Origin of the sequence: Paenibacillus sp. FSL H8-0280, from assembly GCF_045040665.1 — a bacterium.
Taxonomy (GTDB): domain Bacteria; phylum Bacillota; class Bacilli; order Paenibacillales; family Paenibacillaceae; genus Paenibacillus; species Paenibacillus xylanexedens_A.
Genome location: NZ_CP150296.1, coordinates 4,069,141 through 4,083,334 on the forward strand (window position 1 = coordinate 4,069,141; position 14,194 = coordinate 4,083,334).

Annotated in this window: 13 protein-coding genes; all 13 read right to left on the reverse strand. The window is 46.5% G+C overall.

The features are described from left to right. Window positions 1-3: 3 nt before the first annotated feature. On the reverse strand, window positions 4-834 hold the full coding sequence (locus tag MHI12_RS17750) for a hypothetical protein (RefSeq protein ID WP_405169916.1): 831 nt from the start codon (window positions 832-834) through the stop codon (window positions 4-6). Continuing rightward, the gene (locus MHI12_RS17755) at window positions 831-1,544 is read right to left on the reverse strand and encodes a hypothetical protein (protein ID WP_340914263.1); all 714 of its coding nucleotides are present in this window, start codon (window positions 1,542-1,544) and stop codon (window positions 831-833) included. Before MHI12_RS17755 ends, MHI12_RS17750 begins: the two co-directional genes overlap by 4 nt. A gap of 77 nt (window positions 1,545-1,621) precedes the next feature. Continuing rightward, window positions 1,622-2,641 (reverse strand): SAF domain-containing protein, encoded by a 1,020-nt coding sequence (locus MHI12_RS17760; RefSeq protein WP_405169917.1) that lies wholly within the window; start codon window positions 2,639-2,641, stop codon window positions 1,622-1,624. Between the two features lie 26 nt (window positions 2,642-2,667). Beyond that, entirely contained in the window at window positions 2,668-4,146 is a 1,479-nt protein-coding gene (locus MHI12_RS17765; protein WP_405169918.1) for a serine/threonine protein kinase, read from the reverse strand. A 227-nt stretch (window positions 4,147-4,373) separates the two neighbouring features. After that, window positions 4,374-5,423 carry an SAM-dependent methyltransferase gene (locus tag MHI12_RS17770; protein WP_405169919.1) on the reverse strand — a complete coding sequence of 350 codons (1,050 nt, stop codon included), beginning with the start codon at window positions 5,421-5,423 and terminating at the stop codon, window positions 4,374-4,376. 6 nt (window positions 5,424-5,429) lie between these two features. Continuing rightward, window positions 5,430-6,203 carry an ABC transporter ATP-binding protein gene (locus tag MHI12_RS17775; protein WP_405173016.1) on the reverse strand — a complete coding sequence of 258 codons (774 nt, stop codon included), beginning with the start codon at window positions 6,201-6,203 and terminating at the stop codon, window positions 5,430-5,432. Window positions 6,204-6,205: 2 nt separating this feature from the next. Further along, complete coding sequence (locus MHI12_RS17780; protein ID WP_074095486.1) at window positions 6,206-6,523, reverse strand: thioredoxin family protein; 318 nt, start codon at window positions 6,521-6,523, stop codon at window positions 6,206-6,208. Next, window positions 6,523-6,861, reverse strand: a complete 339-nt coding sequence (locus tag MHI12_RS17785) for a cyclic-phosphate processing receiver domain-containing protein (RefSeq protein WP_017688046.1) — start codon at window positions 6,859-6,861, stop codon at window positions 6,523-6,525. The genes MHI12_RS17780 and MHI12_RS17785 overlap by 1 nt, the downstream gene beginning before the upstream one ends. A gap of 19 nt (window positions 6,862-6,880) precedes the next feature. Beyond that, window positions 6,881-7,729: a deoxyribonuclease IV gene (locus MHI12_RS17790; protein ID WP_405173017.1), complete on the reverse strand. Its 849-nt coding sequence runs from the start codon at window positions 7,727-7,729 to the stop codon at window positions 6,881-6,883. Next, entirely contained in the window at window positions 7,719-8,540 is an 822-nt protein-coding gene (locus MHI12_RS17795) for an Fpg/Nei family DNA glycosylase (protein WP_405169920.1), read from the reverse strand. Before MHI12_RS17795 ends, MHI12_RS17790 begins: the two co-directional genes overlap by 11 nt. Before the next feature lie 6 nt (window positions 8,541-8,546). Further along, complete coding sequence (locus tag MHI12_RS17800; RefSeq protein ID WP_405169921.1) at window positions 8,547-9,356, reverse strand: TIGR01457 family HAD-type hydrolase; 810 nt, start codon at window positions 9,354-9,356, stop codon at window positions 8,547-8,549. 356 nt (window positions 9,357-9,712) lie between these two features. Beyond that, a complete protein-coding gene (gene rnz / locus MHI12_RS17805) occupies window positions 9,713-10,651 on the reverse strand; it encodes a ribonuclease Z (protein WP_405169922.1) in 939 nt (312 codons plus the stop codon). 77 nt (window positions 10,652-10,728) lie between these two features. After that, window positions 10,729-14,169, reverse strand: a complete 3,441-nt coding sequence (metH, locus tag MHI12_RS17810) for a methionine synthase (RefSeq protein WP_405169923.1) — start codon at window positions 14,167-14,169, stop codon at window positions 10,729-10,731. Window positions 14,170-14,194: the final 25 nt, after the last annotated feature.

Sequence of the window (14,194 nt, forward strand, 5' to 3'; positions counted from 1 at the left end):
GGTTCAGGCTCCCCTTTCCAGCCTCTTCAGAACTGTGCGCATACCTGCACCGTCCATAATCAGGCGAGCGAGTTCGCTCATGCTTGCAGCAAAGCTCCCTTTACGAATATCCTTATCCTCAGTCAAACTCTCCAACTGCAAGTATCTAGCGACATCTCGCCGATTCATTGCATCCAAGTATCCGGTTGTATACGGTATCGCAGATATCGTGCCTTTGTATTTGAACTGGCGCCGAATATTGGAAAGCGTTGCACGGGAATGCAAATCGTATTTGTTAATGACAACATGTATATTCTTATTGTTCATTCGTTCTGGCAGGATCTCTTCAAAGAACAACTCCAGATTTCGCATATTTTGATCGAGATTAATTACAACATAGTCCGCCTGTTGCAGCTTGAGCTGTGAATCAACACCAGCATGATCCGCATCCAGAAGAACCAGATCATAATACTCGTTAGCTACATTTAGCAGCTTTTTCACTGTCTCACCATGTTCCTGCGGGGAACGTTCCATCTCATCAATTCTTCCGGTTAGGAAATCAAGTCTTTCCTTCAGAAGTGGCTTGGTATAATCCCTGAGATTGTGCTTATTCAGACTGCCACTCGAATGCAGCCGTTCAATCGCATCCCAGCCACCCTCTTCAAAGGAGAACATAAAATCCGCTGAATCCGTATCTTTGGATGGTAGAGCAGCTTCTGTGCCAGTTCCGGCAAGGCCTGCATTAACAAGTAACACTCTTGTCCTGTAGTGAAGTGCCATCGCATAAGCACTAATTAATGTGCTTGAAGTGCAACCTGTTCCTGCAAAAGGGCTCCAAAAGGTAATGGTGCTCATGCTCTCATCCTCTCTGCTTCTTTCATCGCACGGCGACTGCGAACACTTTCCCAACCTGTTAACTGCTCGACCACGCGACACAATGATTTTTTGTAATTTCGTGACAAAGGTCCAAGATGAACTCGGCGATGATGCTCATTCTCAAGTTTAACCGCAGCTGTTAACTCATCCCACGGAAGCACTAAGGATTCTCCTGTCCACACAAACGGACTGCCCTCCAGATACGCCCACAGATAACGAGCTTCAAGCTTGCAGTCAACCCCGTTAATTAAGAGCCGCTGAAATGACAGCTCACCCGGCAATGACTGTTCTTCAAGCAACCGCTTCAACCAGCCCTTGCCACGTTCCAGATTGTAACGCTCATAATCACTCACCCAGACTCTTACATCAGCGGTTAGCCAGAGATTACGTGAAGCAAAATGTGAAGTCTCCATGTCATATAACACATAATCATAACTGTCCAATCGCTCTCCATTTACTTCAAGATGATTCTCTACAGCTGCCGAAGTGACAAAATGACAAGCGATATCAAATCCTTCAAATTCCGTAATTCGCAAAGACTGCTGACCGTCACCTACACCGTACCCATACTTCTGTTGTAAGGTTCCATCTACGAGCAAGACCTTGTTGCCTGTCGAAGCCAATATCTTGCAAAGATATAACATCAGATCATTCTTCTCACATAAACCCGCAAAGATCCATGTATGCATAGATGTTACAACTCCTTTCTGTTTCTTTAAACCTTTGTTATCTGAATTATCTTAATGTGAAAACCTTAGATTAATCTCTACTCTCCACCCGTTAGCAAGCTCTGCTGTTCTGTTTGTGAAGCTTCAGCAGGATCATTTACGCTTCCAGAATTAGCTCCTGCTCCGTTTCCTGAACCATCATTCCACATCACTCCACCCGACGTTGCCGAATCATTTGATGATGGACGACTGTTATATGTAACTGAGGATTGGGCCACATCCTGTTCAACCCCTTTTGACGGTGCTGTCACGGAGGCGGCCAGTGAACTTTCAAGCGAACTTCTCACCTGTCTGGATAACTCCTGTTCGGCTCGTCGGACAATATTCGGATCACTCTCCAGCAGTTTTAACACTTCTGAATTGGCAGGATACGTCGCGATTGCAGGTGTCTGAAACTGTGGTTCTACATAGGTTAAGGCATAGATTGAAGCTTTATGTAAATAGGCATCTACAATTGCACTTGAGAGTGACAGAATCTCTTCCTCCGTCATCGTAATCCATAAGGTAGCTGCATTGAGTCGTTCCACTTTTTTCTTCGATAAGAGAACATAGTCTTGTCCGGTAGGGAATTGGATACGAACATCAATAATATCTCCCTTAACAAGTGAGGACGGCAGTAATACAACTTGCAGCTCTCGATTTCTTAAATCAGGCGGAGCCGGTACATCCTCATACACCATCTCGGTGGTAATTGCTGTTCCTTTTTTCAACTCTATTTTGGCAACTTGGCCTTCCATCTGCTTCGTACTGGACCAGAGGTTTCGCGGTGCTTGTGCATCCGGAACAGCAATGAGCTTCAGATCCTCCGCTAATATCGGTTCACCTGCTTCAATATCCCGAATCGTAACCCATCCTTGTGCTCCCGAATCCCATTGTTGCTTTAATTCAGCTTCCTTTTCCTCATATGCCGATAAATAACGGGCTTCTACAGCTGACCTGACATCCCCCATCGTTTTGACATTGTAAATAACATATCCTCCGAACACCAACCCTACAGCTCCTGCTCCGATAAGTCCGGCATAGATCAGTTGACGGCTTTGTTTTCTTAATTTAGACAAAAGAGGCTCTCCTTTCGTAATCTCTTCTAATCATGTACTTTCCTTCGTGAAAAGAACGAACGTTTCTTGGGCTGCTGTGCCATCATATGCATTAAAATATGAGAAAACACTTTATCCATCTGTGCGTCCTTGTCAAAAGGGTCGATATGTAACGGCAGACCATATACACTCGATGTATCCAGAGCTTTCCGAATGCGTTGAACTGCTTCACTTGCTGCAAGGGGCAAACAATATATCCATTTCTCTCGTGGATACCGATGATGTGATCGAACAAAAACGCCAATCTCCGCCTGTCTCCATTCGGCACCTGAGCCTATCACAATAGGCAGATCTGCACGAAGGAATTCTTCCAGCCGGTTCTGGTCCTGACCACTACCGAGATCCATCACAATGAACTGATAACTCCCCCCAAGCAAAGACAAAATATCCGCTCGCCCGGATTGTTTCCAATAATGCACACCATCCACTGCAAACTGTCTGCCTGCCGGCACCGGTTTACCCGCTTGAGCGATTTGTTGAATTCTTGCAAAGGATTGAGAGCGAGGTGACATTTCAATCACAGCTACTTTGAAGTTTTGCCTTTCGAGATAATGACTGATAGCTATAGCCGTGTGGGTAACCCCTACACCAGATGAAGCACCAGTCAAGGCAATAACTCTTGTTCCGCCATTCAAGGTCATGGTTGCATCCCCACCAGGCGTTGTTCCACCGGGTATTCGGAGCAGTTCCTTCCGCACCTCATCGGCAGATTGGAATCGCTCTTCGGCATTATATCTTAACAGTCTCCTTGCCACAGGGATGTACGTCCGTGGAACATCACTCCGGATAGAGCTTTCTACACCCTGAATCCATTCCGTATAGGCCCCACTTGTCATAAGATACAGCAGCAATGCTCCGAGTCCATATAGATCTGAACGCGCATCGGTCTGACCCGAGCCATATTGTTCTGGAGCGGCGAAACCAGCTGTTCCCAGCTTAACGGTATCTTCGGCATTTTGCGGTTTGTGACTCCTTGCGATGCCAAAATCAATTAATCTTACTTCATGTTCCGGAGTGATCATGATATTTGATGGTTTCAGATCCCTATAGATGACAGGTGGATTTAGATTATGCAGATAACTCAACACATCCAGCAATTGTAGCATCAGCTCCGTCAACTGCTCCATCGGGATCTTCCCACGACACTGCTTGAAATACTCACTGAGCGTTAACCCGTCGATGTATTCCATCACCAGGTACGTGTACCCATCTTCATCGGGGACAAAAAAATCAACAATTTGCGGCAATCTTGGATGGCGAAGTGATGTCAGAAGAGCGGCCTCCGTCTCCATACTGCCTTCATATGGCATAATCGTTACGCTTTCTTTAATTGCCCATATCTTGCCCGGCAACTTCAGATCCTCCGCCTCGTATACATGGCTCATTCCGCCTGTTCCCAGAATGGATACGATACGATATCTACCTCCCAGCAGGCTTCCGCGTTCCAGCCTGGCCGGATGTCTCATATCAATTCCTCCTTCAATACACAACAAAAAAGGGAAAGCTTCACCGAAGAAGAACAGACCGGATATCCGGTTTTGTTCGCTTCGGGATGCTTTCCCTCAGATTTGTTATGGTTAATATTGGTATCATTATAGTACAGGCAGGAATAGATTGTAAAGCACAAAAATTAATGAGCTTAATCGAATCAATTTCATAATACCTTTAGCAGCTTTAATCAAGGCTAGATCTCTTAATATTTGACCATATAAAGTGTAATCTCTTCCCGGTTATGGAACAACTGCTTGGAACGTTGAATCTGCATCCGCGAACGCTCAAACGTATCGATAACATCCTTAATGAGTGCGAGCGGTTTTTTATGCAATAACTTCACGGTAACAATCGCTGTTCCCCCAGGCTGAAGGCTATATAGAAGATCCGACACAAGTCGGCTCATCAGCTTCGGACTCCAACTCATATCACATACGAGCAAATCGAACTCTCCTTCGCGGAAGCGCACATCCCCTGCATTCTTTTTCAAGAAAGTCAGTTTGGGTGATGCCAGCAGTGTCGCATCCATCTTCGCCGGATCTACCGCCGTTACTTCAAGCCCGCGTTCAAGCAGGAACGAAGTCCATCCACCTGGTGCAGCGCCGATATCAAGTGCTTTATGAAATGAAGTAAAGTCAATGCCAAACGTTTGCTCGGCTTCAAGCAATTTGAATTTGGCCCGCGAGATCTGCCCATCTTCTTTTTGAAAACGTACGGCTCCCCCGCTCCAGTCTGACAGGTTCTGTTCAGGTCTGGATATGCCAGCATACAACATATCATTGGCAGCAAATACAGAAATGACATATTCAGCATCACGTACAACCCATTCACAGCCTAGCTCATCCAGCTTTTCAGTCAGCAATTGCTTCAATGAGGCTGAATTTTCTTGCCAAAAAGCCCCTTCCGTCTTCCGTACCTGCAGTACGACAGAAGCACCGGTCAGTTCCTTATGATTCAACACAAATGCAATCAATCTCTCGATAGATTGCTCTGAATCTTCTGTATTCTCTTGAAACTGAACAGGCTGGATATGACGTAAAAACGTTGGATATTCTTCCAACAGTTTACCTGCAACTTCTTCCTCTGCTACAGGCAGACCCGCAAGCAAAATTTCTCCTGGTACGAGTACTGTGCTCTTAACCGCACCAAACGTACGGCGTAATTCTTCCTGTGCATAAGGAGCAAAGCCATGATTGGCTGTGCAGATAAAACGGGAGAAGTTGCCTTCTTCCCAAGACGATTGTGTACTCAAATTGTGTTACCCTCCAGAACGTACGCGTATCCACGGACGACCGTCATCCCACTGGATATCGACCGGGACATCGTACGTATGCTTAATTGTATCTTGTGTCAAAACTTCATGCTTAGGGCCAGCCGCCGCAATACGTCCATCGCGGATCAAAGCCACATGCGTAAATAAAGGTACGATCTCTTCAACATGATGTGTTACATACACAACTGTAATGTTACGCTGGCGCAGACGATCAATCTCAGCCAGCATCTTCTCACGTTCATATAAGTCTAGCCCGGCACAAGGCTCGTCCATAATCAGCAATTTTGGCTCAGCCATTAATGAACGAGCAAGCATGACTTTTTTGCGCTCCCCTTGGGATAATGTTCCAAGCGGGTTGTTAGCCAGATTGGCAAAGCCCATATCATCTAACAAACTCATTGCCTTTGCTTTGACTTCATCAGGAATTGTCTGATAAAAACGCAAAAAAGCATAAGCTCCTGTAGCGACGACCTCCCATACCGGATCCCTGGGTGTAAGTTTCTCAATCAACGTTTGGCTGATATAACCGATTTCCTTACGAACTTCCCTGACGTCACATTGTCCATACAGATTACCGAGTACTTCAATGCGCCCCTGGCTTGGAAACATATATCCATTCATCATTTCCAGTAACGTTGTTTTGCCAGAACCATTCCGGCCCAGAATAACCCAATGTTCGCCTTGTTCGATGCGCAAATGTACATTATCCAAAATCTGATTATCTTCTCGTCTAAGTGAGACATGTTCCATCGAGATTATACTCATTTCAGCACCGCCTTCCGGATCTCCGAGAGCAAATGCTCTACAGAGCTCATCCGATAAACCATTTTTGGAACATCTAACTGGCCATCAAAGAGCATCACTGCTGGAACGCTTGAAATTTTAAATTGTTGTACAAGTTCAGGAATGTCATGAATGTTCATTTCGAATAAAATACCTTCTGGCAGCATGTGCTCAACGACCTCTAACATACGCCGTGCTGCCGCACATGTTCCACATAAAGGGGTATATATAAATACAGCCTGTGGCATGCCTTCCCATACACTGCGCATTAACATTTTGGATGTAATTGGCTTCATTAACTTTCTTCTCCCGCGGCAACACGCAGCATGACCTCACCTGTCATTGGTCCATTATGAATGGTTACCGAATCCGGTTTATTGCTATATAACATCTCGTACATCTGGCGTTTCCCAAACATACTGGACGTATGCAAATAAATCTCACGCGGAAATAAACCTTCTCGTACAATGGATGCCGCAACCTCTCCGCCATTAGGCGAATCCGGACCAAGCTCATAATCCAGAGACAAAATGTCCACGTCGCCTTCTCTTAGCAGCATAAGGCACTCTTCTGCATTCGTTGCCAGAACAAATCCTTTCGGACATGCCCGATAGTCATCCAAAAAAACATGCATACAATCGCTCCTCTCCCCATTATAGCCAGGAACGCATGAGCGCTATATCATCACGGTGCGTTCCATCTTCGCCCGTTTCTGTCTCGAGCACAACAACCGCTTTTTGGAACTCAGGCGCAGTTAACAATACTTTCATTGATTTATTTCCAATATATCCCTGTCCAATCCTCGCATGTCTATCCTTACACGAACCAGATGCATATTTGGAATCATTAAAATGTACAGCAGCAACATTATCCCAGTATCCGAGCATCCTGCCCTTATCAAGCATCGCCGCTTCGTTGCCTGACGACCACAAACCTGAAGCAAAAGCATGGCATGTGTCAAAACAAAAAGCAATATGCTCCGGATATCGGCTCAATTTGCGAATCTGTATCATTTCTTCCATTGTCGTGCCCATCGGGCCATGATCACCTGCCTGATTTTCAATCAGCACCTTCGAATGTCCATTCCAATTCTCCAAGGCGGTATCCAGACAATGAATGAGATTCTGATAACCCTCCAGCGGATCGTTTGTTTTGATATGTCCAAAATGGACTACCGTCCCAACAGAACCGCAAGCATCCGAAATTTCAAGATCATTGCGTATAGAAGCTATTATAGCATGAAAGCCCGCCTCTCCACGGGTCATGCCCAACACCGGATTCGTAGGATAGGGTGAATGCGCAATCGAAGCCAGTCCATGCTGTTCACACCAATCCCTGCACTGCTCAGCATCCTTGAGATCTAAATTTTTCAGACCAAGACTACGCGGGTTCTTCGGAAAATACTGAAACGCCGTTGCCCCCATCGCATGTGCTCTCTTGGCTGCCTGAAGAAATCCACCTCTCGTGCTGACATGTGCCCCAATTCCGGTGTTAGGCCTCATGCTGGCATTTCGGACAGAAGAATGCCTTCTTGCCCGTAATTTCCACTCGTTCAATCGTTCCCCCGCAACGTGGACAAGTCTCGCCTTCCCGGTCGTACACCCGACATTGCTCGTCAAAGCTTCCGGTCTTCGTATCCCCTTGCATCAGTGGCATTTCCATATAACCACCCTCAGAAGCTGCTTCGCGCAACACGGACTGCATCGAATGGAACAAGCGCTCCGTCAACTCAGGTGAAGTCGCGATGTTCTGCGTTTTGGAGCTTGGTCTCAGACCAGCAGCAAAAGCAATCTCATCCGAATAACAGTTGCCAATCCCTGCAATGATATGCTGGTTCACCAACGTTGTCTTAAGGGTACCCCGACGACCTTTCAACAGGGAAGCAAAACGTTCCACGTTCATCCGTCGATCCAAAGGTTCAGGTCCAAGATCAGACATCGCCTCTTCGGTTTCTTTTGAAGTAAGCAGATGTAAATAACCCAAGCGCAGTCCAATAAAGAATAAAATGTGATCCCCAAACTGGATTTCCACCTGTGTGGAACGATTAGGGCGCTCCTCTTCGGTACCCCAGAAAATCATACCGCCCAACATGAGGTGCAGCACCAGACGTTTGCCATTAGCCAAGTGGAAAATCAGATGCTTCGCTCGGCGCTCAACAAATATGATGCGATTACCTGTAAGTTCATTGATAAACAGATCAGGCTCCGTATTTATCGTTTTATCGCGATTAATCACAACACCTGTAATCGGTAGATCAAGTATTTTCTCGGACAGCAAGGTCCGGTAATTTTCCATTTCCGGTAGTTCCGGCATCGTACATTACCCCTTTTTGGAAGTTTGGTCTGCCTCTTGTGACAGCCACTCCATCAATTTATGCAAATCTTCAAACACATGATCAGGTCGAGCCTTCGCTGCTTGTATGTGTCCATCCATATTATCTCGTGTTGTTACACCGGTAAGTACCAACAGCGTCTCACACCCTGCTGCCACTCCAGCTGCAATATCGGTTCGCATATTATCTCCGATCACTGCCACTTCATGAGACGCCAGGTTTAGCCGGCTAATGGCTGATTTCATTATAACACTCGATGGCTTGCCTATAACGGTAGGATGAACTCCGGTCGCGGCTTCAATTGCTGCTCCAATAGTCCCCGCCCCAGGTGTCAGCCCATCATCGGAAGGAAGCTGCAGATCCGGGTTGGTCATGATGAATTTTGATCCCGCATTAATCCACCTTAACGCCTTAGTCAGCTTATGATAGGAAAATTCACGGTCAATCCCCTGTATCACGTAATCTGGTGCATCTTCCGTCAGCTGTAGTCCCGCTTTTTCTATGGCTTCCAGCAGTCCTGCTTCTCCAATACATGCCACTTTTGCACCTGGGGACTCTTCAGCAACATATTCAGCAGCCGCCACAGCAGAAGTACATACTTGAGACGCGTCGGCAGGTATGCCCATCCCGTTCAGATGATCTGCCACACCTTGTGGTGTACGGGAAGAATTATTTGTTACGAATAAATACGGCTTTCCTAGCTCTTGCAGTGTTCGAATAAGCTGATCGGCTCCTTCGATACGATGTCTGCCATGATAGAGCGTACCATCCAAGTCAATCAGATAGGCCTTAATCACACATAGCACTTCCTTTCTTCATTCCATTAACGTTTCATGTCCTTAATCATTTACCTCGAACTTGACCGCGAACCTATGTATTCAGGCAAAAAATAATGGCTTGCTGACATATGCACGCAACAAGTCGAACCGGATCGAACACCGACGGTTTAACTCGCGCGTCTTCTGTACAAGCTTGTCATTTCCTGCGCTTTCCCGGAAAATAATTTGAATCATTTCCCTCTTCATATTGCCCATCCTACACGCTTTCTGACCAGATTGCAAAAGGGACCGTGGGAGTTCCTCTCCCTCAGTCCCGTGCAATTACCCGGATCTTTATATGACGTGTTTAACCGTGCACTGGTTCGCAATCCGGGTTAAGATTCTTGCTTGCGATGCACGACAGGAATAAGCTGGTGTTCGTTTGCAAGTCTGGTATTCGGGAATACGGACTGCGCCTCTTCCAAAAGTGGCTGAAGTTGATCCTCATCCTTATAGCGTGAACTGAAGTGAGTCATGATTAGTTGCCCTACATTGGCTGCTCTAGCCGCTTCTGCCGCTTGTTTAGAAGTACTATGATAGTACTCATGCGCTGTATCGGCCAGATCATGCATGAATGTAGCTTCATGCACAAGTACATCTGCATCGATGGAAAGAGGCTGTACATTGTCACATGGACGTGTATCACCCAATATGGTGATCACCATGCCTCGTTTTGGCGCTCCCAATACATCTTCTGGACGAAGCGAATCACCGTTATCCAGCGTAATGGTTTCTCCACGTTTCAGCCGGCCGAACAATGGGCCTGGTTTCAAACCATATTCCGCCAGTTTGGCTGGGTCCAGGCTTCCTGGACGATCTTTTTCTGTGATCCGGTATCCATAACTGTCAATCCGATGCTCAAGCAAAGCAGCTTCCACGATAAAACTGTCATCCTCGAACAGGACGCCGCCCGTATGTTCCACGATATTCAGATCATAGTTAACCCGGGATTGGCTCAGCTCCATTGTTGTACTGATCATTCGTTCCGTACCTGGCGGACCATATACGGTTAATGGTGTGGTGCCACCTTGATAGGCTCTGCTCGAAAGCAGTCCTGGAAGTCCAAATACATGATCCCCATGCAGGTGAGTAATGAATATTTTCTCCAATTTGCTTAGTTTAAGCGGAGAACTTAAAATCTGGTGCTGCGTTCCTTCCCCGCAGTCAAACAACCACAAAGCTCTGCGCTCATCCAACATGCGTAGCCCAATGGAAGTTACATTCCGTTGAAGCGTAGGTACACCAGCATTAGTTCCCAGGAAATATAGTTCCATTCTGGATCGCACCTCTTTCTGTTGCCAGCAAAAAACCTCCGACAATGCGGAGGGCTTTGCCTGACACTCTACTGAATTTATGCCTTCTCTACATTAAAATACTTAGCTTGCGGATGGCTGAATACCATCGCTGATACGGAAGCTTCAGGTTCCATCATGAAACCTTCCGTCAATTCCACACCGATATCCTCAGGCTGTAGTAACTTGAACAACGGCCCTTGGTCTTCCAGATCCGGACAAGCCGGATATCCAAAAGATACCCTGATCCCTTGATAACGTGCACCGTGACGTTGCTTCATGGTCATCTGGGCAGAATCCGGGAATCCCCATATATCTCTCATCATATGATGCACACGTTCAGCTAATCCCTCTGCTACTTCAAGCGCTACGGATTGCAGAGCATGCGAGCGAAGGTAATCCCCTTGATCTTTCCACGCAGTGGATAGTTCACGCACACCGTGTCCGGCCGTAACAACCATGAAACCAACGTAATCCATCTGACCGGATTCAACAGGTTTCAGGAAGTCGGACAGGCACAGGAACGGCTCGACTTTTTGACGTGGGAACGTAAATGTATGCAAAATATGACTGGTGTCCTTTGGATCATAGATAATGACGCTGTTACCACTGGACTGAGCCGGGAAGAAACGATACATGGCATGTGCCTGAATAATCCCGTCACGAACAGCCTCTTGCATGATATCATCCACGACTGCTTTCAGGTCGGTAGCCTTCTTATCACCTGAAGCAAGCAGTTGTTCTACTGAACCGCGCAACCCCAGATGATGTCCAAGCAACATCTGCATGTTCACGTATGGCAGGATATGTGATAAAGGATAGTTACGCATCGTATGCCGCTCCAGATCAGGCGGTACAAGAACCGGATGATCTACAGCAATATCCGAACGCTCCACTCGCGTAAGCTCTGGAAGAGTCTGAATAGCTACAGCACCTGAAGCATCAGCTTCTTTTTCTGCTTCCATCTCCAGTTGCATCACTTCACGTGAAACGGGATTCATCAATTTATTCGCCAGATCCAGACCATCCATCGCATCTTTGGCATATACAACCATTCCGTTATATTCAGGACGGATACGATTTTTGGTGAATTTACGTGTTAGCGCCGCTCCGCCAACCATAATAGGCACATCAATACCTGCTGTTCGCAAATCCTGAGCGGTAAGAATCATCTGCTGCGCTGATTTTACCAATAGACCCGAGAGGCCGATCGCATCGACTTTTTCTTCTCGGTATGCCTCAATGATACGTTCTGGTGGTACTTTTATACCCAAATTAATGATCCGGTAACCGTTATTGGACAGGATGATCTCAACCAGGTTCTTCCCGATGTCATGCACATCGCCCTTAACCGTGGCGAGAATGATCTTACCTTTAACTGATGTCTCGTTCTTCTCCATGAATTGCTCCAGATATGCTACAGAAGCCTTCATAACCTCCGCACTCTGCAACACCTCAGCTACAATTAACTCATTGTTGTTAAAGAGACGACCTACTTCCTCCATCCCCCGCATCAGTGGACCGTTAATCACTTGAAGTGCTGTATATTTGGCAAGTGCCTGTTCGAGATCCGGCAGCAATCCCTCTTTGCTTCCTTCCACAACATATGAAGCAAGACGCTCTTCTAATGAAAGGTTCGAGATTTTTTCCTTCTTCTCAACCTTCTTGTTACGGAACGCCGCTACGAATGCCGCCAGAGTGTCATCATTCGTGTTATATAAAAGCTCTTCCGAGAGTCTGCGTTCTTCTTCCGGAATGGACGCATAACGCTCCAGTTTCTCTGTATTCACGATGGCATAGTCGAGACCTGCTTTGGTACATTCATACAAAAATACAGAGTTCAGCACCTCACGGCCTGCTTCAGGCAGTCCGAATGAAATGTTACTAATCCCGAGGATCGTATGACATTCAGGCATCGCTTCCTTAATCACTCTTATACCTTCAATGGTTTCTTTGGCTGAACCGATGTACTGTTCATCTCCCGTACCTACTGGGAACACTAACGTATCAAAAATGAGGTCTTCTGGTTTGAGACCATATTTGTTCACCAGCAAATCGTAAGAGCGCTTGGCTACGTCAAGCTTGTCTTCCCGACTAATCGCCTGACCCCGTTCGTCAATCGTTCCGACAACAACTGCACCACCATATTTATGAAGCAACGGTGTGATCAGCTCAAATTTCTCTTCGCCATCCTCAAGGTTAATGGAGTTAATTATCGCTTTACCTTGCGAGTACTGGAGAGCCAGATCAATTACTGAAGCATCTGTCGTATCGATCATGAGAGGAACCTTAACTTTTTTCACAACCAATTCAAGGAACTTCACCATGTCTTCAGACTCTTCGCGGTCTGGATCTTGTACACACACATCGACAATGTGCGCTCCATTTTTCACTTGAGCACGTGCAATTTCCGAGGCTTCTTCATATTTGCCTTCTACAATGAGGCGTTTGAATTTCCGTGATCCCAGCACGTTCGTACGCTCACCAACCATATATGGACGATTGTCCTGTTCAATATAGATTGGTTCTATACCAGACAATGCTGGTGGATGTGTTCCGTTCATTTCTCTTGGGGGGTACTGGGCAAGTGTATCGCGCATAGCCCGAATATGTGCAGGGGTAGTCCCGCAACATCCACCAGCAATATTCAACCAGCCCTGTTCGGCAAAAGCACCAATCTTCTGTGCAAGCGAGTCTGGTGACTCATGGTAATTACCATTCTCATCCGGAAGACCCGCGTTCGGGTAACAACTAACGGCAACCGATGCCATAGCGGACAGTGAACGAATGTGATCACGCATGAACTCTGGACCCGTAGCACAGTTTAGTCCTACCGAAATTGGGTTAAGGTGTTCTAAGGATATATAAAAGGATTCGATGTTCTGACCTGCAAGGGTCGTTCCCATCGGTTCTATCGTTCCTGATATCATCAGGGGCAGTGTAACACCACTCTGTTCGAAGGCATGCTGAATTCCAATGCTGCCTGCTTTTACATTGAGGGTATCCTGTGAGGTTTCGAGTAGTAGCGCATCAACGCCTCCCTCTATTAAAGCAAGCGCTTGCTCCAAATAACTGTCGATAAGTTCCTGGAACGTTACTCCCCCAGTTACAGACAGTGTTTTGGTTGTTGGTCCCATCGCACCTACCACATAACGTGGAGATTCAGGTGTAGAGAAACGATCAACCGCAGCTTTCGCAATTCTGGCTGCTTCCAAGTTGATCTCGCGTGCCCGATCCTGAATATCGTACTCAGCAAGCACAACGGATGTGGCACCAAATGTATTGGTTTCAATTAAATCAGCGCCCGCCTCCAGATATTCTTCATGAATGCGCTGGATCAGTTCTGGACGAGTAAGCACTAACATTTCATTACATCCATCCAGATCTTCGCCGCCAAAATCTTCGCCAGTCAGATCAACTTGTTGAATCATGGTCCCCATTGCACCGTCGAGGATTAATATTCGTTGTTTTAATGCATCGTGTAGACTAATCTTATCCAATATCTTCACCCCCGCAAAACGTTAG